The sequence below is a fragment of the Novipirellula herctigrandis genome (assembly GCA_007859835.1).
GTDB lineage: Bacteria > Planctomycetota > Planctomycetia > Pirellulales > Pirellulaceae > Novipirellula_A > Novipirellula_A herctigrandis.
Window position 1 is genome coordinate 2,935,951 of sequence record SJPJ01000001.1, and the last position, 25,091, is coordinate 2,961,041.

At 53.4% G+C, this 25,091-nt stretch carries 21 protein-coding genes and 1 tRNA gene; 15 read left to right on the forward strand and 7 right to left on the reverse strand.

Going from position 1 to position 25,091, the window contains the following annotated elements; genetic code table 11:
- Positions 1 to 13 precede the first annotated feature (13 nt).
- From lpxC to CA13_RS10815, 3 genes are all read left to right on the forward strand, one after another.
- The gene (gene lpxC / locus CA13_RS10805; RefSeq protein ID WP_146396266.1) at positions 14 to 910 is read left to right on the forward strand and encodes a UDP-3-O-acyl-N-acetylglucosamine deacetylase; all 897 of its coding nucleotides are present in this window, start codon (positions 14 to 16) and stop codon (positions 908 to 910) included.
- 70 nt (positions 911 to 980) lie between these two features.
- Complete coding sequence (lpxA, locus tag CA13_RS10810) at positions 981 to 1,790, forward strand: acyl-ACP--UDP-N-acetylglucosamine O-acyltransferase (protein WP_146396269.1); 810 nt, start codon at positions 981 to 983, stop codon at positions 1,788 to 1,790.
- Positions 1,787 to 2,884 (forward strand): Gfo/Idh/MocA family oxidoreductase, encoded by a 1,098-nt coding sequence (locus tag CA13_RS10815; protein WP_146396272.1) that lies wholly within the window; start codon positions 1,787 to 1,789, stop codon positions 2,882 to 2,884. The genes lpxA and CA13_RS10815 overlap by 4 nt, the downstream gene beginning before the upstream one ends.
- 114 nt (positions 2,885 to 2,998) lie before the next feature.
- On the opposite strand, the gene CA13_RS10820 is transcribed toward CA13_RS10815, so the two are convergent.
- From CA13_RS10820 to cobA, 3 genes are read right to left on the reverse strand one after another with little or no spacing between them, the layout of a single operon-like run.
- A complete protein-coding gene (locus CA13_RS10820) occupies positions 2,999 to 4,189 on the reverse strand; it encodes a molybdopterin molybdotransferase MoeA (RefSeq protein ID WP_146396275.1) in 1,191 nt (396 codons plus the stop codon).
- A complete protein-coding gene (locus CA13_RS10825) occupies positions 4,158 to 4,745 on the reverse strand; it encodes a molybdenum cofactor guanylyltransferase (RefSeq protein WP_146396278.1) in 588 nt (195 codons plus the stop codon). The genes CA13_RS10820 and CA13_RS10825 overlap by 32 nt, the downstream gene beginning before the upstream one ends.
- Positions 4,742 to 6,244, reverse strand: coding sequence for a uroporphyrinogen-III C-methyltransferase (gene cobA, locus CA13_RS10830; RefSeq protein ID WP_419194181.1), 1,503 nt, complete (start codon positions 6,242 to 6,244; stop codon positions 4,742 to 4,744). Before cobA ends, CA13_RS10825 begins: the two co-directional genes overlap by 4 nt.
- 158 nt (positions 6,245 to 6,402) lie before the next feature.
- Here cobA and rpsT point away from each other — a divergent pair, with 158 nt between their 5' ends.
- On the forward strand, positions 6,403 to 6,675 hold the full coding sequence (gene rpsT / locus CA13_RS10835) for a 30S ribosomal protein S20 (protein ID WP_146396281.1): 273 nt from the start codon (positions 6,403 to 6,405) through the stop codon (positions 6,673 to 6,675).
- Between the two features lie 113 nt (positions 6,676 to 6,788).
- On the opposite strand, the gene CA13_RS10840 is transcribed toward rpsT, so the two are convergent.
- Together CA13_RS10840 and CA13_RS10845 are read right to left on the reverse strand one after the other, a co-directional pair.
- Positions 6,789 to 8,048, reverse strand: a complete 1,260-nt coding sequence (locus CA13_RS10840; RefSeq protein ID WP_146396283.1) for an LL-diaminopimelate aminotransferase — start codon at positions 8,046 to 8,048, stop codon at positions 6,789 to 6,791.
- A 77-nt stretch (positions 8,049 to 8,125) separates the two neighbouring features.
- Positions 8,126 to 8,722, reverse strand: a complete 597-nt coding sequence (locus tag CA13_RS10845; RefSeq protein ID WP_146396286.1) for a hypothetical protein — start codon at positions 8,720 to 8,722, stop codon at positions 8,126 to 8,128.
- Between the two features lie 113 nt (positions 8,723 to 8,835).
- On the opposite strand from CA13_RS10845, the gene CA13_RS10850 reads away from it, so the two are divergent.
- Positions 8,836 to 9,564, forward strand: coding sequence for a sensor histidine kinase (locus CA13_RS10850; protein WP_146396289.1), 729 nt, complete (start codon positions 8,836 to 8,838; stop codon positions 9,562 to 9,564).
- A gap of 73 nt (positions 9,565 to 9,637) precedes the next feature.
- Here the strand turns inward: CA13_RS10850 and CA13_RS10865 are convergent, their stop codons facing one another.
- On the reverse strand, positions 9,638 to 11,014 hold the full coding sequence (locus tag CA13_RS10865) for a 3-keto-disaccharide hydrolase (protein WP_419194182.1): 1,377 nt from the start codon (positions 11,012 to 11,014) through the stop codon (positions 9,638 to 9,640).
- Between the two features lie 152 nt (positions 11,015 to 11,166).
- On the opposite strand from CA13_RS10865, the gene CA13_RS10870 reads away from it, so the two are divergent.
- Together CA13_RS10870 and CA13_RS10875 are read left to right on the forward strand one after the other, a co-directional pair.
- Positions 11,167 to 11,239 (forward strand) — tRNA-Ala (locus CA13_RS10870).
- Between the two features lie 122 nt (positions 11,240 to 11,361).
- Positions 11,362 to 11,688, forward strand: a complete 327-nt coding sequence (locus CA13_RS10875; protein ID WP_146396292.1) for a hypothetical protein — start codon at positions 11,362 to 11,364, stop codon at positions 11,686 to 11,688.
- Positions 11,689 to 11,733: 45 nt separating this feature from the next.
- On the opposite strand, the gene CA13_RS10880 is transcribed toward CA13_RS10875, so the two are convergent.
- Positions 11,734 to 13,509 carry an ABC-F family ATP-binding cassette domain-containing protein gene (locus CA13_RS10880; RefSeq protein WP_146396295.1) on the reverse strand — a complete coding sequence of 592 codons (1,776 nt, stop codon included), beginning with the start codon at positions 13,507 to 13,509 and terminating at the stop codon, positions 11,734 to 11,736.
- A gap of 293 nt (positions 13,510 to 13,802) precedes the next feature.
- Here CA13_RS10880 and CA13_RS10885 point away from each other — a divergent pair, with 293 nt between their 5' ends.
- From CA13_RS10885 to CA13_RS10920, 8 genes are all read left to right on the forward strand, one after another.
- Positions 13,803 to 16,622, forward strand: coding sequence for a 2-oxoglutarate dehydrogenase E1 component (locus tag CA13_RS10885; protein WP_146396298.1), 2,820 nt, complete (start codon positions 13,803 to 13,805; stop codon positions 16,620 to 16,622).
- A gap of 23 nt (positions 16,623 to 16,645) precedes the next feature.
- Complete coding sequence (locus CA13_RS10890; protein ID WP_419194183.1) at positions 16,646 to 17,500, forward strand: class I SAM-dependent rRNA methyltransferase; 855 nt, start codon at positions 16,646 to 16,648, stop codon at positions 17,498 to 17,500.
- Between the two features lie 182 nt (positions 17,501 to 17,682).
- Positions 17,683 to 19,083, forward strand: coding sequence for a S41 family peptidase (locus tag CA13_RS10895; protein WP_146396301.1), 1,401 nt, complete (start codon positions 17,683 to 17,685; stop codon positions 19,081 to 19,083).
- Between the two features lie 292 nt (positions 19,084 to 19,375).
- Positions 19,376 to 20,146 carry a hypothetical protein gene (locus CA13_RS10900; protein WP_146396304.1) on the forward strand — a complete coding sequence of 257 codons (771 nt, stop codon included), beginning with the start codon at positions 19,376 to 19,378 and terminating at the stop codon, positions 20,144 to 20,146.
- A gap of 212 nt (positions 20,147 to 20,358) precedes the next feature.
- The gene (locus CA13_RS10905) at positions 20,359 to 20,610 is read left to right on the forward strand and encodes a DUF3311 domain-containing protein (RefSeq protein WP_146396306.1); all 252 of its coding nucleotides are present in this window, start codon (positions 20,359 to 20,361) and stop codon (positions 20,608 to 20,610) included.
- 8 nt (positions 20,611 to 20,618) lie between these two features.
- Positions 20,619 to 22,292 carry a sodium:solute symporter family protein gene (locus CA13_RS10910; protein ID WP_146403596.1) on the forward strand — a complete coding sequence of 558 codons (1,674 nt, stop codon included), beginning with the start codon at positions 20,619 to 20,621 and terminating at the stop codon, positions 22,290 to 22,292.
- Positions 22,293 to 22,301: 9 nt separating this feature from the next.
- Positions 22,302 to 24,098 (forward strand): SLC13 family permease, encoded by a 1,797-nt coding sequence (locus CA13_RS10915; protein ID WP_146396309.1) that lies wholly within the window; start codon positions 22,302 to 22,304, stop codon positions 24,096 to 24,098.
- A gap of 131 nt (positions 24,099 to 24,229) precedes the next feature.
- Positions 24,230 to 25,087, forward strand: a complete 858-nt coding sequence (locus CA13_RS10920) for a DUF1559 family PulG-like putative transporter (RefSeq protein WP_146396312.1) — start codon at positions 24,230 to 24,232, stop codon at positions 25,085 to 25,087.
- Positions 25,088 to 25,091 lie beyond the last annotated feature (4 nt).

The following is a 25,091-nucleotide window of genomic DNA, read 5'->3' on the forward strand; positions in this document are numbered from 1 at the left end:
AGGGAGACCGAGCGTGACCCCTTCACGCAACGAACACACTATCGCTGTCTCTTGTGAAGTCCGTGGCCGTGGCTACTGGAGCGGACAGGACGTGCGTGTGGTAATGAATCCGGCGCCCGTTGGCACCGGCATTTGTCTTGTACGGACCGATTTGGCATCAATACCTCGTTGCCAAGCGACCGTCGCCAATCGTCACGATGCCAACTTGCGGACGATCTTACAATCCGGCGAAGCTCGGTTTGAGATGATTGAACATTTGATGGCCGCGTTTGTCGGGATGGAAATCGACAATTGCATTGTCGAAATCGATGCCGAAGAATTGCCTGGGCTCGACGGTAGCAGCATGGCGTTCGTCGAAGCACTTCGTCACGCCGGACTAATCATCCAATCGCAACCGAAGCGTCGGTTGGTTATTCGCGAACGAATCTACGTTTCGTGCGACACCAGTTGGATCGAAGCGACTCCGTCTACGGGGGGACCGGCCACTTACGAATACCGATTGAGTTTCGATGATGCCACTCCCATCCAGGAACAATGCTATTCGTGCCAGCTAAGTCCTCATCGATTCATTCGCGAAATTGCCCCCGCTCGGACATTCATTACCGAAGAGCAGGCGCAAATCCTTCGCAGTCAGGGGATCGCATCCCACGTCACCAACCAGGACTTGTTGATCATCAATGACAACGGACCAATCGAAAACCATTACCGCTTTCCTCAGGAATGTGCCCGGCACAAATTGCTTGACCTGATTGGGGATTTAGCACTCGCCGATGTCGAATTGGTCGGAAACATTTCTTCCTTCCGCGGCGGACACAACATTAACGGTCGTATGGCTCAGCAAATCGCTGAGCAAGCGGCACTCGAAATCCCACTAACCAAATCGACGGACTTCACTCGCAAAGCGGCCTAGTCAAACTGCTGTTGAATAACCTTTGCGAATGAACCCGTCAATATTTTTGAAAGATGTTTGGAGCCAACCTATGGGTACGATGATTGCTCAAACTGCGGTGGTCGACCCGCGTGCAAAGTTGGGAAAAAATGTACGCATCGGCCATTTTTGCGTCATTGGCCCTGATGTTCAGATCGGTGACGAATGTTTGATCGAGGATCACGTCGTATTAACCGGCGACACGGTTTTCGGGGAAGAAAACCACGTTTTCCCTGGCTCAGTGATCGGTGCCGATCCGCAAGACACTAGCTACAAGGGAGCCCCGACCAAAGTCTGTATCGGTGATGGGAACGTGTTCCGTGAATACTGCACCGTCAATCGTGCAACGGAAAAAGAAGACGGCATTACACGCGTTGGCAACAACAACTATTTCATGGCCTCGGCGCACGTTGCCCACGATTGCTGCGTCGGTGACCGCAATGTGATGGCTAACAACGTCATGCTTGGCGGACACGCACACATTGGAAACGACATCACGATCGCAGGCGGTGCCGGGGTATCACATTTTGCATCGATCGGATCGCTCAGCTTCGTCAGCGCGATGAGCCGCGTCCTGCACGATGTCCCCCCTTTCATGATTGTCGATGGCCAACCGGCAAAACCCCGCGCGGTCAATTCGATTGGCCTGAAACGTCATGGGTACTCCAAAGAAGACACCGCCGCGTTAACCAAAGCGTATCGATTGTTGTATCGATCGTACGTTGGTGTGGATTCGGCCCGAGAGCAACTGTTATCCACGGGGCCGATTCGACCTGTGCTCCGTGAATTATTCGATTTTCTAGAATACTCCGTTGGCGGCGACAAAGGCCGTGGACGTGACCGAAGGAGAAAAGCAGCGTGAAACCTTTACAAATCGCCATCATCGGTGCTGGTCATCTCGGACGCATCCACACAAAGTTGTTGCAACAAGTTGACGGCGTTGAAGTGGTCGCGGTCAGTGATCCGTTCGAACAAGCTCGTGAAACGATCAAACAACAATTTGACGTTCCCACCTACGCAGACTATCGCGACTGTATCCCCAAGATTGACGCGGCTGTCGTCGCAGCACCGACCGATTTGCACGCTGAAATTGCAACCGCTTTATTAAAAGCGGGCAAGCATGTCCTTGCTGAAAAACCGCTTGCCGCGAACGGGCCTGATGCACGTCGATTGGCTGCGATCGCCAATGCAAAGAAGCTGACTTTGCAAGTCGGTCACGTCGAACGGTTTAACCCCGCCTTCACGGCACTCGAAGACTTGGCTGTCGATGTCAAGTATGTGGAAGCCGTTCGCGCCTCTCGATTCCCAGGCCGATGCTTGGATGTTGGCGTCGTAATGGACTTGATGATCCACGATTTGGATTTGGTATTGTCTCTGACCGATGCACCGATCCGTTCCGTTCACGCCAGCGGTGTGTCGGTAATCAGTGATCACGAAGACATGGCCGAAACGCGTATCGAATTCGAATGTGGCTTGGTCGCAAACTTGAAAGCCTCACGCTTGAGCCCAACACCGGCGCGTGCGATGCAGGTCTTTGGACCAAACGGTTTCGCCGACATTGATTTTGGCACGCCGCAATTGTCAAAAGTCTGCGCAAATGATCGAGTCATCGATCGTCAATTTGATCTTGAAGACGAGATCGAAAACCCACTCGGCTGTGCGGACGAAATCTTCTCGGGACCGCTTCAATGCGTGACGCAAGAACTCGAACCGCGAAACGCGATTTTGGACGAGCTACATGATTTTGTGATCAGCGTTCAATCCGGCATCTCGCCAACCGTCAACGGTGACGCAGGTGCACGAGCTGTCACCGTCGCCGACCAAATCCTCGACTCGATCGCTAAACGTCAGTGGTACGAAGAAGCGGGCCGATCCGAAATCGGTGCTCATGCGACCGTACGCGAACGAATTGAATCGGCAAGCCGTCGAGTGCATCAAGGCCGCAAAGCAGCTTAGTGCATTTCCATCCTTGACGTGGATTCATTGTCGTGGAATCATCGTAGGCTAGGACCAGTCCTGGCCTACAAATACAAGATGCACTCGTGCTGTGCGGTGTTGTATTGTGGCAACCTACCACGCGTAAAACGGCCAAGGCCCTTCGCCGGATTCCCCTCGGGGAATTTCAACAAAGCCGCTGCTTTGGCCCAGTGAAACCAAGTCGCCCGATCCCTGGCTAGGGACAAGTTCACAAACGCCTTGGCCCACGATCCGCACCAATCGCATCCAAACGAGCGGCAACGTTTTGTCGCCGAAGTCCTTCAGTCGAAGGATCGGACGCGGTGTTTTCCAATCCGTTTGGCCACTCATTTTCGCTAGCAGTGGTTCCGCAAACCGCTTTGCACCCACGATGGCGCTCACCGGATTACCCGGCAAACCGAGAATCAGCTTTCCGCCCGAGGTGGCTGCGCCGAGGATAGGTTTTCCAGGTCGAATCGGTAAACCGTGAAAGACGATTTCCGCCCCGTTTTCGCGAATCACATCAGGGACATAGTCGTAGTCACCTTTGGAAACCCCGCCGCTAACCAAGACCGCGTCAGCCCGCTGCAGACAATCCGCAAGTGATCGAGTGAGTACGTCACGATCATCATGGCAATGACTTGGCTCGACAACATCAATCCACGGTTGTGCCGACAAAAACGACACAATCGAATCACGGTTGCTGTTACGCAATTGCCACGGTTTTGGGGACTCGTTCTCGAACCGCCCCACTTCGTCACCCGTGGTTAAAACAATCACTCGCACTGGAGCATAAAGATCCGCTTGGTATGCCCCAACACTAGTCATCGTCGCTGCGGTTGCCGCAGTAACTTTCGTTCCCGCGTTCACTACCACGCCACCCATTTTGGCATTTTCACCGGCACGGCGAATGTTATCGCCAGCACGAGTTGTGATCGCTGCCTCCAGAAAAACGATTTCTCGATCGCTTTCCTTCGTATCCTCGCGGCGAACGACCGCTTCGCATCCATCGGGGATCACCGCACCGGTAAAGATTCTAACGATCGAACCGGATTGCATCTCCGGGGGCGGTCCACCCGCAGACGACTCCCCGCGAACAGGAATGGGGCCGCTACGCTTCAAATCGCTCACCCGAATTGCATAACCATCCATCGCGGAAACATCCGCTGCGGGACTGTCACGGTCCGCGACGATGTCCTGAGCAAGAATGCGACCGACTTGTTGCCGAGTGCTTGACTGCACGCAAACGGTTGCAAGCAACTTGGCAAGGCCATCAATCGCGGCGTCGGGAGTTTGGTATTTCATCGGGAGTATTCACGTTTTTGCAGGCAGCGGGAGGCACCGTTACTATCGCATGTTTCCGAGCATTGATCCACCGTGACAAACTTCGATGTTCACTTTCAGCGAGTTCGCTTAGTTCGTCTCGAAAGCAAACGGGATAGATCGATACAAGCGGTTCGATTCGGTTGTCACACTCGCTCGCCAAGCACACCAATTCGGATCGAGAGTGTTGCCAGCAATCAACGAGCTTGCGCAAATGATGGCTTGTTAAGTTTGGCATGTCGACGGGCGTTACCAAACAACCGGCCAAACCTTGTCCGGCGGCAAAATCAACAGCCATAGCGACCCCCGTCGCGGGCCCCCTAAACGTCACAGGGTCAGCAAGCGTGGGAAAGTTCGTTTCGTCGTCGGTGTGACCTGACATGAAAACAAGCTCACAAACTTCGCCGATTCGTTGCTTCGCATGCTCAAGAAACGTCACTCCATTTGGATGCAGCAACTTCCCCTTGTCCATTCCCATTCGGGACGAGCGACCACCGCACAAAACGATCCCAAGTAGGTCACGATTCACCATGCTCATGGTTGCGATTCAGCCAAAAGAGAATCAACCAGGGCGTCGATCGTGTAGGGATTCGCTTCGGCAGAAACGGTCAATCCTAGACTTCGAAGGGTTCCCGAAGTGATCGGACTTAAGCTAGCGATTTTCGATTTCGTCATCGACTCACCAAGCATCCGATACAAACTCTCCGCAGTTGCACTACTAGAAACGGTAATCCAATCGATTTTCCCTTTCGCTGCGAGAGCTTGAATTTTGGGGTCGGCCGCTTCGATGTCTTTGTGCAAGTAAGCGACCACTTGATTCACGTCGGCACCAGCATCGCTTAACCTTTTCGCAAGCGTGTCGCGTCCTCGGCTAGCTCGGACCAACATCACCCTTTTACTAGTGACTTGATCTTCGAATTCATCTGCGAGCGACTCGGCGTCAAATTCGGCTGGAACGATGTCAGCGCGCAAATGGTATTGGGCTAGAGCATCGGCTGTCTTTTTTCCGACGCATGCGATTTTGCAGCCGCAGAAGACCCTCATGTCAAATCCGGTTTCCAGCACGCGGTTGAGGAAAAATTGGACGCCATTCCGGCTGCTGAAAACAACAAAATCCTGATTGGCCAAATCTTCGATCGCGGCATCGACGTCGGCCCAATCGGAGGGAGGCTCGATTCGAATCGCTGGTTGAACCAAGACCGTCGCGCCGAGTTCGCGAAGCGGGGCGGCGAGTTGTTCCACTTGATCCGACGGCCGCGTCACCAAGACGCTTTGCCCGGACAGTGGTCTTTGTTCGAGCCAGTTGCCGGTATCAGCAAGTTCGGCCACGGGTCCAAGAATCACGATCACCGGAGGACGTATCTTGTTGGCCTGAGACAAGCGATCAGACACTTCATCGAGTCGGCATCGAAAGGTCTGCTGGTCGGTGTGGCTGCACCTGCGGACAAGCGCCGCGGGGGTCTCGGGCGGTTTGCCGGCGGCGATCAGTGCCCGCGTCCAAATATCCGCCGTTGTGACTCCCATGTAAATCACCAGCGTACCGGGGAAACGTGCCAAAGCATCCCAATCGAGTGCCGATTCGGCCTTGCCAGGTTCTTCGTGCCCCGTGACCAAAGCGACAGCTGAGGCGAGTTTTCGGTGAGTGATCGGGATGCCTGCGTAAGAACTGGCCGCCAATGCCGCCGTAATTCCTGGGACAATCTCGTAGTGAACGCCTGATCCAACGAGGGCATCCACTTCTTCGGCCGTTCGAGCAAAAACAGCCGGGTCCCCTCCTTTTAACCGGGCCACCGTTCGGCCTGCTTTGGCGTGAGTGAGCATTTCTTGGATAATCTCGTCCTGGCGCCAAATCCTTTGCTGGCCATGCTTTCCGACACAAATATGCGTAGCCGATGGGGCGTGGGCGAGCATTTCGACGTTGCTGAGACCGTCGTAGAGCACGATATCACTGCGGCTGAGCAGTTCGGCACCGCGCAGCGTCAACAGGCCCGGGTCTCCGGGGCCCGCTCCGATTAGGTAAACCTTTCCATTCATCATGCCTAGTTTCACCTTAAAAGTAGACTCTGGACAGATGGCACAAGGGTTGCCATACTACGCAGCCCAAGAAATTCCTTCATACGTGTTGGGTGCCGCAGGAGAGACCTGCTAGAACACCACTTTACTGCCAACACACTTGCAGAAAACCAGAATCGAAGATGCCAAATACCTTAAGTTCAAAGAAACGACTCCGCCAAAACGCCAAATTGCGACTTCGCAATCGCGCGTCCAAAACCAACATGCGATCGACACTTCGCACGGTTCGCGATGCGGTCAAAGAAGGCGATACGGATAAAATGCAAGCGGCTTTCCGCGTGGCAGTGAAAAAGCTGGACCAAGCGGCTAGCAAGAACATCATCCACAAGAACGCGGCTGCTCGTACCAAGAGCCGATTGAGCAAGTTGGTTAAGGAAGCGGGCGGAAAAGCCTAAGCCCCGGCCTGAAAGCCTCAGCCTCAGCCTGAAACAATCCAAAACGAAGAGCCATCCGCATTGATTATTGCGGATGGCTCTTTTTCGTGTTCAATTTGAAACGCGTATGTAGCCTACCAAACCAAACCAGCGTCTCCGAGACGCTTTTTGGTTTCTTGCATCAATGCATCTTCATCCGCCTCGGTGTCGGCGACGTACGTGACGCTAAATCGCAAGAACGATCCTGCGTCATCCCAAGGGACCGTGACGATTCCGAATTGTTCGATCAAATGACGGGTCGCATCCTCCGCTTTGGCAAACGATTCACCCGACTTGGTTCCACTCGGAGACTTGGCGTAAAGAAAATACGTTCCTCCAGGCATTTCGCAATCGAAGCCACACTGGTTCAAGGTGGCAACAAGCTTTTCAAGTCGTCGACGATATTTCGTGTTGATCCGATCGGGAATCGAGTCATCGTCGAGCCCTGCGGCGGCGGCTTTTTGAGTCGCAATGAATTGACCGCTGTCGCTGTTGTCTTTCACATCGGCGAACGCTGAGACAATTCGCTCGTGACCGCACACGAATCCCATTCGCCATCCGATCATGTCGTAACCTTTGCTCATCGAGTGAACTTCAACGCCGACATCCAACGCCCCAGGCGTCTGTAGAAAGCTAAGCGGTTCACCGTCAAAGGTGAGCAAAATATGAGCGGCATCTTGGACCACGACAAATTGCTTTTCTTTCGCCAAAGCAACGACTTTTTCGTAGAATTCAGGAGTCGCCGTCTTACCAGTGGGCGAGTTGGGATAGTTCAAAACCAACATTTTGGTACGGCGATAAATGTCATCCGGCACCGAATCGAAATCAGGCAAGAAACCGTTTTCGGCTAATAGCGGAAGCCGAAAGACTTCGCCGCCGTAATAGCGTGTATGGGTTCCGGCGACCGGATACCCGGGAACCGTCATCATCGTCACGTCACCGGGATTGATAAAGCAAGCTGGCAGCATCGCGTAGGCCGGCTTGCTGCCGATCGCATGAGTAATCTGTGTCGCCGGATCAAGCGTGACACCGAAATGTCGCTGCATGAACCGAGCAGCCGCCTCTTTGTACTCGATGACGCCATTGTCGGCGTAACCACGATTTTCAGGCTTGTTGACTTCCTCGTTCATCACTTTTCGAATGGAGGCGTCGGCCATTGAATCGTTTTCACCGATGCCGAAATCGAGCAATTTTCGCTCGGGATGGTCCGCCAACGCTTTCCGTTTGGCTCGCTTGATCTTCTCGAATTTGTAAATCTCGGTGTCTTTCCCGTAATTCACACCACCAATGCGGTCTGCGAATAGCTTCTGGAAATAGGGATCGTCGCGAGTGGTTTCAGGGGCAGCAGTTGACATACGTTTTATTGATTTTCAAAGGTTCATGAAAAGGGAAAGCTCTGAGTATCGGGATAGGCTCAGTACCCGGATAGGCTCTAAGTTAATTCTGATTCCACGACATCAACAGGGGGCGGTTGATCGAGAACCGCTTGGCAGCGGCGGGCAAGTCGATGCAACAACAGCGGAACGGAAATAGCCGCGAAAATTGCGGGGACAAAGCCGTAGAGAAATCCCTCGGGGGAGATTGTAAGCAAGCCTGGAACGGCAACGCAAACATACCCAGTCGCCCCGCCGGCCACACAACCAAAAAGCCGAATCGACGTGGGCGTCCACTCCGCGTCCGATGGACGTACCATTGTGTATATCCAAGCACAGATGGGCACAACCGGAAGCGCCGCGATCAACGCAAAAACCGCTCCGAACCCAAACGCCATGAGCGTCCCCATTAGCATCGACAATAAAATCCCGGACACGTCATTGCTTGAGCCGCTAAACAGCATCGCGCCAAACAGGGAGAGAGCGACCAAAGTAACGGCGAATAGCCCACCCGAAACCATTGTCATCACAATCGTCATGAATCCGACTTCGTGGGTCGTGATCAACCCCGAGACGACTTTCGGGCGTGGTGGCCGATCACCCGGATCCACCACCATGGAGGGAGCGTAGGGATTCATCTTTGTGGTTGGTTCCATTGGATTGTCCTGTCCCAAGATCACTCGTCAGACGGTATTGTAGAGGATAGCTGCTTGAATGACCGCAAACGGTTCCTCGTTCTTCACTTTGACGCCCTTTCACTTTTTTTGCCATGCCAGCTCACGACTTCAAGGCCGATGTCGACTCAATGCGAGCCCAGTACGACGAATTGGCAGAATTGGCCGGTTCGCTAGCGCACGAAATCAAAAATCCGTTGTCGGTGATCCACATGAACATCGACTTGTTAAGCGAGGATTTAACGGAAATCGAATCCCCTATTCGTCGCCGATCCCTCGACCGTGTTGACATTGTCCGCCAACAATGCGAACGAATGGAGGCGTTGTTGCGGGATTTTCTGCGCTACGCCCGACTGCGAGACATCGATTTGGTTCCAGGCAGCCTGAACGACCAAATCGAAACGGTCCTGCGTGCCTACCAGGCTCAAGCGGACCGCGAGGACATTGACATTGAAAAGTACCTCGACCCCGACTTGCCCGCGATTCTGCTGCACAGCGATTCACTGCAAGCAGCCTTGATGAACTTAGTCAAGAACGCACTTGAGGCGATGGAACCGGGAGGCCAGTTGTGGGCCAGAACCTATGCGACTCGCACTGGCGTGGCACTCGACTTGATCGACAACGGCAGCGGCGTAGACGACAACACGGTGCTCCACATGTTCGAACCGTTCTACAGCACCAAGGATGGCGGCAGCGGACTCGGGCTACCGACGGCGCGAAAGATCATCGAAGCCCATGGAGGCCGCATCAGTGTGCAAAGTGAAGTGAGCCGCGGAACTAAATTTGTGCTCGAATTCCCAGTCCCCAAACGGCTGGCGACTTAGGAAGTACGAGGTTCTCGATTGAGGACTGCGGTAACGAAACGCTCAGCAACGCAGTACTCGGTGTTGGCGATCCTTACTCGGCAGCCTTGGGTTGTTCCGGCCCTTTCGCTTCCGCCGCTGCCTTCTCTGCGGCTGCTTTATCTGCGGCTGCCTTCTCTGCGGCTGCCTTCTCTGCCGCTGCCTTCTCTGCCGCTGCCTTCTCTGCCGCTGCCTTCTCTGCCGCTGCCTTCTCTGCGGCCGCTTTATCTGCCGCAGCCTTCTTCGCCGCAGCTTTATCCGCCGCCGCCTTCTTCGCCGCAGCCTTCTTCGCCGCAGCCTTCTTCGCCGCAGCCTTCTTTGCTGCCGCTGCCTTTTCTACCGCTGCCTTGGCCGCTTCTTTCTTCGCTTTGATTGCCGCCAATTCTTCTTTGGTTGGAATAATTGGGAATTCGCCATTGGTCAAACCACGGTCAACGACCCAAACGTTACGAAAGCGAACGGGATCACCGTGGTCTTGTATTAGCGTCGGCAGCAGTGTTGGTTCCTCCACTTTCCCACTACCGGTTTGCGAGGGCACTTCGATGTTATCTTGAACCTTCACACCGTTAACCCAACTAGTGACATGAGCACCGCGGATTTTTGTTTGATCTGCGGCCCAACGTGCTGCGGTGAATTGGATGTCATAGGTTTGCCAAACCAGCGGCGGCAGGCACATGTTTAAATCAGGTGTGCGGAACCGATAGAGAGCTCCGAGACCATTGAACACGGGAAGGGTCCCGAAGGAATCAAGGATCTGGCATTCGTAGCGACTCTGCAAATAGATACCACTGTTCCCCCGTGATTGCCCATCGGCCTCGGGCATGTAAGGCAACATGAACTCGACATGCAGATTGAAGTCATGCAACATCGGTTTGATCGTTGCACCTTGCTGAAGCAATCCCTCCTTGGTCATTTGAGCGGCAGTAAATTGGTCGGTCGAGGTTCCGTCAAACAGCACGATGGCATCCTTCGGTGCCGGGGCGCCAAGGGTCGGGCTATGCCGGGTGACTCGTGACAGTTTGCCAATTCGATCTCCTTTACGGTCGATAACCGTACAGCCATTTTTTTCGACAATCAAAACGTAGGGGCCACCCGAAAGGACGACGAAACCTTCGCTGCGCCGGCCAATCAATTCAACCGGCTCGCCCTGCCAATTTTCTTGTCCTGGCAAACCACCTGCGAACTGGATCGCTTGAAAAGCGTTTTTTCCGAGTGGACGAATTTGGATGGCAACGGTCTGTGGCTCCGCATCCCCCAATTTGATCTCACCGGCAAATTCCCCCATCAACGGGTAGCTCGGCTCGGAATCAGGAGCGGCCGTAAAAACGGGCCCTTTCCCGTTGGATTCTTGGGCTGTTGCGAGGGGACTTAGAATCGCGAAAGAAGCGAAGCACAATGAGAACACGAGCAGAGTGGGGAGTTTCGTTTTCATGGATCGTGAGGAAGATAGGTGGGATTCGATTGCTTACCGGGTCCCTAGCTTAATCCGCCAGACCCCGTTCAGCTAGCGCAAAGTTGGCACTTGACGAGGTGCCGCTGCAGGCATTATGGTTTAGATCCATCAGTGATTGCACCGATTTTTTCGGGGGATTAGCTCAGTTGGGAGAGCGACGCGCTGGCAGCGCGTAGGTCATCGGTTCAAGTCCGTTATCCTCCATTTATAAACCAAACGTTTTGCGTCTCGAATTGAGCTTGATGCATACAGAGCCTCGTGGTTGATCGCGAGGCTCTTTCCATAGGCCTCCTTCCAAACAAACGGCAAAAGGTTTTTCGGCGGCAATGTTTGCTGGAAGTATTCTTATCGGCTTGACTCTGCTCGGCTTTGCCGTTTGGTTGCACCTGAATGAACGACGAGGATGGGGGAACGAGTCCTTCGACGACGAGGAGGACCGCCAATATCTATCGCAGCGAAAACGGGCGCGAGCTTGGGTAAACAGTATATTTGCCGTCTGTGGAATCGCCGTCCTTGTTGCTGCGGTGGTGGGACCGGGTCCGGTTTGGATCGGCGTTTGGATGAGCGTAGCGGTGGGATTGATGACGATCGTCATCCTGGCCGGACTTGATGCGATCCGTACCCTACGTCACCAATCAAAACACCGACACTGACCTTCTCACGCAGGCCTCTTTCCTCACGCAGGCCTCTTTCCTCGCTCAGGCCTCGCTCAACTCTAACCATCGCTCCTCCGCTTTGGTCAGCTCTCCCTCGAGTGCTTTGATTTGCTCAAACAAAGTCATCGCGGCGTCGGGCTTGGTCTCCGTCAGCATTTGTTTGTTGAGTTCGCGTTTTTCTTCGTCGAGTCGAGCAATCTTCTTTTCGAGGTTTTTGATCTCTTTTTCCGCTTTGCGTTGATCGCGAATATTTTGACGATAGTCCATGCCGTTTGATTTTGATGGCGCCGTTTTGGACGCCCCCGACTGCGCTCGGCGGTCGCGTTCACCATCGTCAACTTGTTTTTCCACCGATTCGAGATAGGAGTCGTAGTCACCAAAGTAATTCTTGACACTGCCATCCCGGACTTCGATGACGTTCGTCGCGATCCGACGCATTAAGTACCGATCGTGGCTGGTGAAGACCACGGTTCCTTTATAAAGCGAAATTGCTTCGGCCAGCGCTTCGACGGTTTCCACATCAAGGTGGTTACCCGGTTCGTCAAGCACAAGCACATTCGCATTTCCAAGCAGCAAGGCTGCCATACACAAACGAGCTCGCTCGCCTCCGCTAAGGACCTTCACCTTCTTATTGATTTGGTCATCGCGAAACAATAACGAACCGGCCATCGCCAACAACTCTTGCTTGGTTGTGTCAGCATTGGAGTTGTATTCGAGGTGTTCAATAACGGTGTGCCGTTCGTCGAGGCTAGTGTAAACGTGCTGGGCATAAGTGCCGATTTCAACCCCATATCCCCACTTCATCTCTCCGCCGAGCGGATCGAGTGAATGGACCAACGTCCTCAATAGCGTCGTTTTTCCTTGGCCGTTGTCACCCACGATCGCCGCCCGTTGACCATGTTCGATTTCCAACGTGATCCCATCCGCGACGCAGTGATCGGGATACCCAATCGCCAATTCACTACATCGGAGCGCAGTTCCTTGACGCGGTTCGACTTTCGGGGCTCTCATAAATACCGTCGGTTCATCGGTTTGGATTTCCGACGTCTGCAGTCGTTCGAGCTGCTTAGCTTTGCTTTTTGCTTGACTAGCAGTCGACGCGTTCGCTCGGTTCTTTTCAATGAATCGCTGCAATTGTTTCTGTTTGGCGATAACGGTCGCATTGACACGACGGTCATGCTCGCGCCGCTCTTCGCGAAACTCTAGAAATGGGCCGATCTTGCCAGGGAACATGGTCAACTTGCCGCGCGACAACTCCAGCGTTTCGGAGCAGGTCGCTTTCAAAAATGCCCGATCATGGCTGACAATCAGGGCTGCCTGCCGAAATTCTCGCAAAAAATGTTCGAGCAGAATCTGGGTCCGCAAATCAAGGAAGTTGGTCGGTTCGTCGAGCATCAACAGGTTTGGCTCGTGGAGCAGAAGCGCAGCCAATTTGACTCGCGTTTGCCAACCACCCGACAGAGCTTTCACAGGCCCTTCAAGGTAGGTCCCTTTGAGTTCAAATTGCCCGGCGACTTCGCCACATCGCCATTCGGGCTGGCCGCTGTCCCGCATCAAAAAGTCCAAAGCCGACTCGCCGGCAACGAACGGGTCGTGTTGACGCAAATAGCCAATTCTTAGCGACGGATGCCGGACAATTTCGCCTTGCTCGAGCTCTTCTTCGCCCAATAAGACGCGCAGCAGCGTCGACTTGCCGGACCCGTTTCGACCAATAAAACCAACTTTCACGTCGTCGACGAGCGAGACGTCGGCGTTGTCGAGGACAATTTGGTCACCGAATCGTTTGGAAGCTTCGCGAAGTTGCAGCAGTACAGCCATGCTTGATGAATGAAAGTTCGTTGTGTCGAAAATGCGTTGTGTCGAAAATGGAACGAAGAATTTATCAACCAAAGGCGAATTGCCATAGCCACGAACATTCGCGTATTTGGCGGTTCCTACACAAGAATCTCCATTATTCGAGTGATACGCTACTAGGAATCAAACGGCTGATATTTTAAATTTCGCTGATAATTTAGATTCCTAGGGGTGCGCGCACATGATCGCGTTGGGCTAGAATTTTGGCCTATCCCATTCCCATGGCCTCACAGCAACAAGACGGCTGATTTGCCGATATGAATAGCTACAGCTTGGACTACATCGACGACTTGTATGTCCAATATCTCCGGGATCCGTCGAGTGTCTCTGACTCCTGGCGTGAATACTTCGAACAATTCCTCGTCGCTTCCAATCGAAGTGCCACTGGAACGGGGAAAACCGCTGTTGCGGGTGCTCCGAGAAATAAGGCAAGTGGTTCGCCCTCGACGGAACTCAGCAGGAATCATCGACGAGGTTCCACTGGGGATGAGGGGACCGACCAGGCACTTTGGATGTCCAGGATCCAAGACCGGGTCAACCAATTGGTTCGCGAGTACCGCGTGCGGGGTCACCTCGTCGCCAAGCTCGATCCACTCGACATGTTCCATCCCGACACGCCGGAACTGAGCCCCAACCTTTACGGACTTTCGGATCAGGACCTACAACGTCCGCTCGACAGCAGTGCTTTGGAAAATGTTTCGGGTAGCACGCTGAACGTCATTTTGACCAAATTACAGAACACGTATTGCCGCAGCATTGGTGCTCAGTTCATGCACATTGACAATCGCAATATTCGCGATTGGTTGCAGCGGCGGATGGAAACGACCGAAAATCGGCTCGAACTTTCCCATCAAGTCCAACGTCGCATCTACGCTCGGCTGGCCGATGCGTCCATTTTCGAGGAATTTGTGCGCCGCAAGTTTGTCGGTGCAAAGACGTTTTCACTCGAGGGAGCCGAGACGCTGATTCCGATGTTGGATCTGGCGCTGGAAAAAGCAGGTCAACACGAAGTCAAAGAAGTCGTCATGGGGATGGCGCATCGCGGTCGACTCAACGTGATGGCGAACATCCTGAAGAAACGGGGCACGAATATTTTCTGGTCCTTCGATGATCCAAGCCCCGAACTGAGCCGCGGCGGTGGTGACGTTCGTTATCACCTCGGCTACAGCAGCGATTGGGTGACCGCTTCAGGCGACACGATTCACATTTCGCTGTGCTTCAACCCGAGCCATTTGGAATTTGTTAATACCGTGGCGATGGGCCGGTGTCGCTGCAAACAAGACCATCGCAAAGACAGCAAGCGTCAAGAAGTGATGACGATTTTGATCCATGGCGATGCAGCCTTTGCGGGCGAGGGAGTGGTTCAAGAAACCCTAAACCTCAGCGAACTCGAAGGCTACCGCACGGGCGGAACGCTGCACATCGTCATCAACAATCAAGTCGGCTTTACGACCGAACCGAAACAAGGCCGTAGTGGCACCTATGCGACCGACATCGCCAAAATGCTGCAAATCCCGATCTTCCACGTTAATGGCGAAGACCCCGAAGCGGTCGCGCAAGTGGTCTCAGTTGCGATGGATTTCCGCAAAGAATTCCATCGTGATGCGGTGATCGACCTGTATGCCTATCGGCGTTGGGGACACAACGAAGGCGACGAACCGCGGTTCACTCAGCCACAAATGTACGCCAAAATCGACCAACGTTCGAGCGTTCGCGAACAGTACCTCAATCGGCTTTTGGAAATCGGAAAAATCACTCCCGACGAAGCCGAAGAAATCGGGCGTGAACGGACCGAAAAGCTCGAAAGCGAATTCGAGGCGAGCAAAAACGAACCGTTCATTCCCGATACACAAACATTGGCGGCGAATTGGTCTGATTATTTCGGCGGCCCCGAACCGACCGAACCGACCGACACGACATTCGATGTGAAAGAGATCGCCAAACTGCTCGATTCGATCACGCGAATGCCCGATGGTTTCGCATTGAACAAGAAGCTGAAACGACCATTCACACTCCGTCGCGAAATGGCCGAAGGCAAACGACCGCTCGATTGGGCGAGCGCCGAAGCAACGGCATTTGCCACGCTATTGGTCGAAGGCCATTCGATTCGAATGACGGGACAAGATTGCCAACGCGGAACATTTAGCCAACGTCACGCGGTTCTACACAATACCAAGACGGGCGAATCGTATACGCCATTAGGCAATTTAAGCAAAGATCAAGCGACGATTGAGCTTCACAACAGCCCCCTTAGCGAAGCGGGCGTGCTCGGGTTCGAATACGGTTACTCGCTCGACCGCCCAAATGGATTGGTCGCTTGGGAGGCTCAGTTCGGTGACTTTTGGAATTGCGCCCAAGTGATCGTGGACCAATTTATCGCTAGCGCCGAAGACAAGTGGAGTCGCCTGAGCGGGTTGGTGATGCTGTTACCACACGGATTCGAAGGCCAAGGCCCCGAGCATTGTAGCGCAAGAATGGAACGATTCTTGGCGATGAGTGCCGAGCATAATATCCAAGTCGTCCAACCGACAACGCCGGCTCAGTACTATCACTGTTTACGACGCCAAGTCATTCGAAAATGGCGAAAGCCGTTGGTCGTGCTGACACCCAAGAGCCTGCTCAGGCATCCGCTGGTGATCAGTTCGCTCGAAGGTTTAGCCGAAGGCGAGTTCAAAAAGATCCTTCCCGATGAAATGATCCCGCTGGCCAATTGCAAACGATTGCTGATTTGTACCGGCAAGATCTACTACGACTTGCTCGAAAATCGCAAAGGGAACAAATTCGATAATGTTGCGATCATGCGGATCGAACAACTGTATCCGCTTAGCTACGAAGAGTTGGCCGAGTCGATTGAAGGGCTTCCCAAGGGGAGCGAGATTTTTTGGGTCCAAGACGAGCCTACCAATATGGGTGCGTGGTCGTACATCAAACTGAGCTATGGCGACCAATTGGCCGAGAACCACAAATTCTCACTCGTGTCTCGAGAAGAATCGGCCAGCCCGAGCACAGGAAGCATGGCAGCACACAAGATGGAACAAGCGGAATTGATGGAAGCCTCTTTCGCAGACTTGGCATAACGTGGTGAAAGACGGTTGAATTGGTGTATCAACTCCTCGATTTTGGCAACGGCTCCAAGCTCGAATCGATTTCGGGTCACATTGTCAAACGCCCGTCTCCTGCGGCCGAATTCGTGAATGTGGCAAAGCCGAAGCAGTGGACGAAATTCGATTCAAGTTACGACCCGAATTCGAAACAGTGGACACACCGCTCAAAATGGCCCGATGACTTATCAGTCGATTGCGGTGGCTTTCGCATGCCCGTGCGTCCGACACCTTTTGGCCACATCGGTTTGTTCCCAGAACAATCTGACAATTGGCAGTGGATTTCCAACGATGCGAAAAACGCACTGGGCCACCAAGACCGTCCGCTCGCGTTGAACCTGTTCGCGTACACCGGCGCAAGCACATTGGCACTCTCCATCGCCGGCTATGAAGTGGTTCATGTCGATGCAGCGAAACCGAACGTCGCGGCTGCAAAAATCGCTGCGAAATTCAATGGTCTTTCCGATGCACCGATTCGCTATTTGGTTGACGATGCCGCCAAATTTGTCGCCAGAGAAATTCGTCGTCGTCGACGGTATCAAACGATCGTGCTCGACCCGCCTGCCTATGGACATACGCCCAAAGGGAAAACATGGCGATTGGAAAGAGACCTCTGGCCACTGCTAGACGACTGTCTCAAATTGATCGATCCTGAGAATTTTCGCATGCTCATCACGGGACATTCGCCGCAAGTCAACGCAATGGACGTAGAGGAGTATCTCACGCGATCCCCTGGACTGCGGGAAATCAGCCAACGCGGGCAATTAAAAATTTCATCGGGCCGTTCGGGTTTGCATGACCTATCAGGCCGAAAGCTCGACACAGGTTTCTTTGTGAGGATCGAAACGGTTTAGCGGAGGATCGAAACGGTTTAGCGGAGGATCGAAACGGTTTAGCGGAGGATCACCCAAAAAAACACGAGCTTTCTTGGGTAACGTACGACTGGAAACTCCGCGATTTGATTCGCCAAAATCGAACCAAGACGATACAATTCACTTGCTTATTGATCCGGAAACTCCTCTTCCATGCTCTCGCTATGCCGCCACGCAACCTCAATATTATCCTGATCGCTTGCTGCATTTCGCTGCTGTGCTACCTGACGCATCGGCGTGCAAAAACCGCGATAATGGTCGGTGACGCGCTCGATTTGATCAACACCTACTACGTTGACCCGATCGATGAGGATGACTTATTGGTCGCGGCGATGGACGGGATGACGTCCCAACTTGATCAACATAGCGAATTCATTCCCGTCGAGTTTTACGAATCGTTTCAAAATAGTATTACCCAGGAGTTCGCGGGCATTGGCATCTATGTCGATCAACCGTCCGCCGACCAACCGGTTCGCGTGATCACGCCCCTTGTCGGGTCCCCGGCATTGAAAGCGGGCATGTTACCCGGGGATGCGATTATCAAAATCGATGGAGAAGACGTCTCGAAAATGGATCTGCGAGACGTCAGTTCAAGATTAAAGGGACCTCTTGATACGATCGTCAGCGTCGTCGTCCGTCGTGGCGATTTGGGTTTGGAACAAGACGCGGCAACAGCCGAAGAAGTGACGTTGGAAATCCGACGCGCGACCATCGAACTTGAATCCGTGATTGGCGACCACCGCGACAAAGACAACCAATGGGTTTATCGACTTCGCGAAGATCCATCGATAGCGTACGTTCGCTTGACGTCGTTTGGTGATAAGACGACCGACGAATTGAGCAAAGTTCTCGCCGACTTGGACAACGAATTTCGTGGAATGGTCTTCGATGTACGAGGCAACAGTGGTGGGTTGCTCTATTCGGCAATCGACATTGCCAACATGTTTTTGGACGAGGGACGCATTGTGTCAACGCGAACACGTGGCGACAAAGTGGAAGCGGAATATGATGCTGAAAATGGAACATTGGTCAACAGGAAGATCCCAGTCGCCGTCCTAATTGACGAAAACTCCGCCAGCGCCTCTGAGATCGTCGCAGCGGCACTGCAGGACAACCAACGAGCGGTGGTCGTTGGAGCACGAAGCTATGGCAAAGGGACCGTTCAAAACGTCTTGCCGCTTCAATACGGCCGCAGCGCTTTGAGGTTAACGGTCGCGCGATACTATCGGCCAAGCGGCAAGAACATCCATCGGCCCAAAGATGCAACCGAAGACCAAACTTGGGGTGTCGCTCCGAATGAAGGCATGGACGTGAGCCTGGACGACGAGATTCGCGAAGCCCTCATGAAGCGATGGAGTGAGGCGTCGTACCCGAGCCTTGCGGACATCCAACAAACAAATCCGGCAACGGACCAAGCCACCGACTTGTCAACGATCGATCCGCAATTGACGCGAGCGTTGGAGTACTTGCGAAGCATCAACCAGCAGGGCAAAAGATCCGTCACCCCCGGCGAAAAGGACTCCAAATTCGACCAAGCGGCGGATTCAACTGCGACGGCCGCCTAGGGTCCTCTAGAGATCGGATGGACGATTCAGGGTCAGCCGACCATCGCCCCCGACCATCGCACTGGCACTCAACGACAAAATTCAAACCGGCAAAATCGACAAAATCACGTTTTCACCACCCTTGTTTGACTGGACATATCGCCCATCCTGGCCTCCTAAGGTAAGAAAAGGTTTGCCCAGTTGGACTTGGATAAGTAGAGTTTAGGGAAGGGACCACCTTCTGCTGGCGTTTTCTCAGCTCCCGCACACTTTTTCTACCACTGATACCCTCCCGGAAAGGGGCCTTAGCACGATGAAAAAATCCTTATTGGTCGCGGCCGTCGCGGCCTTGTGTTCACTATCGTGGATCGCGTCGGCGACACCTGCCAGTGCACAATCCGAAGTTTTGGCTGAAATGTACGGACGTGGCGTACACTGCTATTACGCCGGTCGATACAACGAAGCAAACGAATACTTATCGATGGCCATCAATAATGGCAGCAAAGACCCGCGAGCTTATTATTTCCGGGGATTGGTCGCCAATGCGACTGGTCGCCAATACGAGACCGAGAACGATTGGCGTCAGGGTGCCCAACTCGAAGCAGCGACGGGCAATAGTGCCATCATCGGACGCTCGCTTGCTCGTTTCCAGGGTCCTGAACGATTGAAACTGGAAGAAATTCGGCAAAAAGCACGCCTCGAAGCATTGGCAATCGCGGCCGCTCGGTCGCAACAACGCTACGGTGAACTTGGCTCACAAGCCCCATCAACTTCGCCACGCGTGGCGGTACCGATGCAAAACCGAAACGCAATCGCACCACCGCCAATCCCAGACGCTGCGGACAACAATCCATTTGCGGATGATGCAAACACGACATCGGGTGCCCCGAAACTTGAATCCGATGACGCGTTCGCCGAAACAATGAAGGCGGAACCCGAAGCAACCACTCCATCGGGCGGCGTCGATACGGGAGTTGGCGGAGCAGACGCTGGTGGACCTGCTGATCCCTTCGGCGGAGGAAGCGATACGGCGGATCCGTTCGGTGGCGACAGTGCCGACCCGTTCGGTGGCGACCCCTTTTAAACAAAACTCAGAGTTCTTCTGATCGAAATTCATCCAGCGCCGGGCTAATCGAGTCCGGCGTTTTTCGTTCTCGTTGCAAAATAGCTCGCTACGAATCACTCAGAGTGCTGTGCTGACCTTAGAGCCCCAATTCTGCTAAAAATGAGCCGGTGTGGCTTTTCGTCACATGTGAATTTTCCTCATAAAACTCCTACCATGCTCTCTGGCATTCTATGAAATATCTGATCTACGGCCTGATCATCGCTTTGGTGGTGGTACATCAAGACGTCTGGAATTGGGAAAACGACCATCTCGTTTTTGGCTTCCTCCCTTGGACGCTTGCCTATCACGCTTGCATCTCGATTGCCGCTAGCATCGTTTGGTTCTTGGCGGCCTCCTTCGCTTGGCCGAAGAACTTGGAAGATGACGATACCGCCGGCGCAAACGCGGTTGCAGCCACCGAGCGTGACGGAGGTGCAGCATGAGTCCAGGCATGATTAAGGTTCTGATCATAGGCGTTTACCTTGGCTTGCTCCTTTGCCTGGGAATTTTCTCGTCGCGATTGTTCAAGGGAACGTCGAAAGATTACCTACTAGCGAGTCACTCGATCGGCCCCTTTTTGCTGTTGATGTCGCTGTTCGGCACGACAATGACCGGCTTTGCGTTGGTTGGGTCGACCGGTGAAGCGTTTGCCGAAGGCGTCGGTGTGTATGGCATGTTGGCCTCGTCCTCGGGCATCATCCACTCCCTCTGTTTCTTCGTCCTCGGCGTGAAGCTTTGGTCATGGGGCAAGAAATATGGCTACACCACGCAAGCCGGCTTTTTCCGAGATCGGCTTGAAAGCGACAAAATCGGTTTGGTACTGGTTCCGATCTTGGTCGGTTTGGTCGTTCCCTATTTGCTCGTCGGAGTAATCTCTGCGGGCAAAGCGATCGAGGGAGCAACGCGAGGCGATTTCCTATGGATGAGCGAATCGGGCGGAATTCCACCTTGGCTCACTGAACTGGTCATCTGTGTCGTCGTGCTCGTTTACGTTTTCTTTGGAGGCATGCGAGGAACCGCGTGGGCCAACACATTCCAAACGTTAGTTTTTATGGTCCTAGGCGTGGTCGCGTTTTATTTGATCGCAACGGGACTCGCTACGAAGTCGGTCGAAACTGGGCGTGCCCACACGATCGTTGACGGCGAGCGAGTCGTTCGCACCGAACCACCAACGGGCTTCTTGGACTCATTACAAATCGTGAGCCAAGAAATCCCTAAGTCGCGGCGTGTGCGTGCTCAGGTCGACTTGAAAGATCAAATCGAATCGGTCGAAGCTCCACCACAATTTCGTACTCGCGAGCGACTCGATCCTTGGATGTTCTTCACTTACATGCTGATCCCTTTTTCAGTCGGCATGTTTCCACACTTGTTCCAACATTGGTTGACAGCCAAGAGTGGCAATGCATTCAAATTGCCTGTCGTTGCGCATCCCGTATTCATTTTGATCGTTTGGATCCCCTGCGTTTTGATCGGTGTTTGGGCAACAACAGGGCTGATCAACATACCGCCGCCCATCGCAAGCGATCCGAACAAGGTGCTCGGGTTCATGGTTAAGTCACTTTCGGGCGATATCCTCGGCGGCTTTTTACTGGCCGGTATTTTGGCGGCGATTATGTCAAGTTTGGACAGCCAATTTTTGTGCATCGGTACGATGTTCACCACGGACATTGTGGTCCACTACGGAGGCAAAGACCGGTTCAATGATCGCCAAATCATCCTAATTTCCCGCTGCTTCATCATAGCGATCGTCACGATAACGTTTATGCTAAGCTTAACCAACATCGCACAAACTCGAGTTTTTCAACTCGGGATTTGGTGCTTTAGCGGGTTCAGTAGCCTGTTCCCCTTGGCGCTACTAGCGGTCTATTGGCGAGGCCTTTCAAAATGGGGCGCGTACGCGGGGGTATTAACTGCTGCTGGCGTTTGGTTTTGGCTCTTTTCCGCGTCGAATTTTGGTGCAATTGACAATTGGTCGGTGGATATCACGCTCGGGGAAAAGACGATTCACACCATGCCGGTCGCAACGATTTTCCTAGCGTCCGCAGCGGCAACGATCATCGTGTCGTTGATCACTCCGAAACCGAGTGAAGCAACCCTGCTAAAATTTTTCCCTGAGAAAGCGTAGCGAAAACCGATGGATACATGGCAAGCATGGTTAACGGTTTTCGTCGCTGGATCGTTGTTGATCAGCTTAGCGATGCGGATTGCTGCGACGGATCTTTTGGCCCTGGCGTGCCTAAGCGTTTTGGTCCTGGCTCAAAACATTACTGGCACCACGCTCCTGCCTGACGAAACTCAAGCGGTCGCGGGATTTGCAAATCGCGGATTGATTACCGTTGCGTTGCTCTTTGCTGCGGTTGCTGGAATGGAGTTTACGGGAGGCACGGAATTGGCCACTGGGTGGCTGTTGAACAAAGCAAAACACCTGCGAGACGCGCAAATCCGCTTGTTGATTCCCGTCGCAGGAATGAGTGCGTTTTTGAACAACACCCCTGTCGTCGCAGCACTCATGCCGGTGGTCAACGATTTGAGCAAGCGAATTTCGGTCAGCAATAGTCGCTTGCTTTTACCGTTGTCGTATGCAGCCATTCTTGGTGGAATGTGCACGGTGATGGGGACGAGCACCAACCTGATTGTGAAAGATACTTACGAAACCGCAACCGGTGCAACCATTGGTTTCTTCGCCCCTGCATGGGTCGGTGTTCCAGCGACTTTGGCAGGATTGGCTTACATCATCCTGTTTTCACGATGGTTGATTCCCGAACGAAAACCCGCGGTCAGTGTCTCGGAAGACCCTCGTCAATACACCGTGGAAATGCAAGTCGAACCCCATGGCCCGTTGGTCGGTCGAACGATTGAAAATGCGGGGCTACGAAACTTGCCAGGACTCTACGTCGCCGAAATTCAACGCGAAGCGGGCGTCATCGCTGCTGCAAAACCGAATGAAATTCTGCGAGCCAATGATGCATTGATTCTCGTCGGCGAGCTCGACAGTGTCGTTGATTTGCGAAAGATCCGAGGACTTACCGTTCCCGATGACCAAGCCCGCAAACTTGAAGTGCCCGCATGGCAACGGACGTTGGTCGAAGCAGTCGTCAGCTCGCGATGTGCGTTACTAGGCAAGTCGATTCGCGAAGGCAAATTCCGTTCGCACTATAACGCGGCAGTCGTCGCAGTCGCGCGTGGGGGCAGACGATTGTCCGGTAAGATCGGAGATGTCGAACTCGAAGTCGGCGACGTTCTACTACTCGAAGCATCGCCTTCGTTCTTACACCAGCGCCGCGAGTCTCGCGATTTCTACTTGGTTAGTACCGTTGCCAATGGAACCGTCCGGCGTCCCGAACTCGGATGGGTATCACTAGTGGTCATGCTACTAATGGTGATCGCGGCGTCACTAACGCCGGTTTCCATCTTGACGGCGTCTCTGTTGGCGGCAATCGCGATGATCGGATTTCGATGTTGCACCACGACCGAAGCGCGACGCAGTATCGATTGGTCGGTATTGATCGTGATTGGTGCGGCAATTGGAATCGGCGATGCCCTCGAACGAAGCGGCGCAGCAGGTGCGATCGCTAGTGGAATCCTTGGAATTGTCAGTGGCAATCCATACGGATCACTCGCGGCGATCCTTTTCACAACGATGATGTGCACCGAATTGATCACCAATAATGCGGCGGCGATCCTAATGCTTTCGATCGCTCGGCAAACCGCAGCAGGCCTCGGGGTGGACGAAATGCCGTTTGTGATCGCAGTGATGATCGCGGCATCAGCAAGCTTCTTGACGCCATTCGGCTATCAAACGAATACGATGGTCTACGGTATCGGTGGCTACCGATTTTCCGATTACGTTCGATTCGGATTGCCACTGAGCTTGATCATTTTTGCGATAGCGATGATTACGATACCGTTTTTCTATCCATTCGCGTCCTAGCATTACAAATTGACGCGAATCAAGCGTCATTCTTCTGAACCGAACCACTGGCAAAGCTACCCTGGAACCAACAAGAGGGTAAAATCCAATAACGCCCCATCTGCGTCGCCTCTTATTCGGGATCACCGACCATGCGCTGGATCGTTTCGTTTTTTTGCCTGCTAGTCGTGTTCACCGGGCTTTCACTTGCTCTTCTTTATCGGCCACTCTTGACCTCCGAAACGGCTCGATCCTCGGACGACGCGCAGTCCATTTTGAAAAAGACGGACATGCTCGAGATCACGCGACCTTCCAAATTCGACGACGAACCATTCCATCAATTCCACCGCGAGACCCGCCAATCATTTGCAGCGGCTCTCGGCTTCGGACTAGGGCGTGGAGGGGTTCACATTCTTATGGGCGACGGCGCAGTCAAATTCGTGACCGATTCGATCGAAGTCGACAATGTCGATGGTGAGGAAAAATCGCCCTATGGGCTATGGGGCGCACTCGGCACTCGCGCAACACAGAATGAGCTGCCGAATCCAAGCAAGAGTTCAAAACCGATCGACGTAACAAAACCACCCACGCAAATTGAAACAACAAAATCGAAAACAACGACCGACGTGCCCGCGTCACTTGGGTCACACATGCCGATGCACTTTATCGGCTTTCGGCATTTGACTCCAAAACCAACAAACGATTCCTCATTCCAATGGGATCTCGACGAGATTCAATTGGTCTCGATTGAAAACGCTCAAGTCTACGTTCTAGAAGAGCGTGTCTCCAACACTCCACTCCAAGTCGAAACGACTTTGACTCGCGATTACGACGCGTTCGAGAACCAAGCGATCCAGCGAATGGAAGACGGAGACGACGTGGTTGTGGAAAATCACGATGGCAAAGTTCGGATGCTTGGGGCACTTCGGTGCGAAAAGGCATGTGCGAGATGCCACAAAGAGCCCAACCGATTGCTCGGCGCATTCACCTACCGATTCACGGCAAGATAAACGA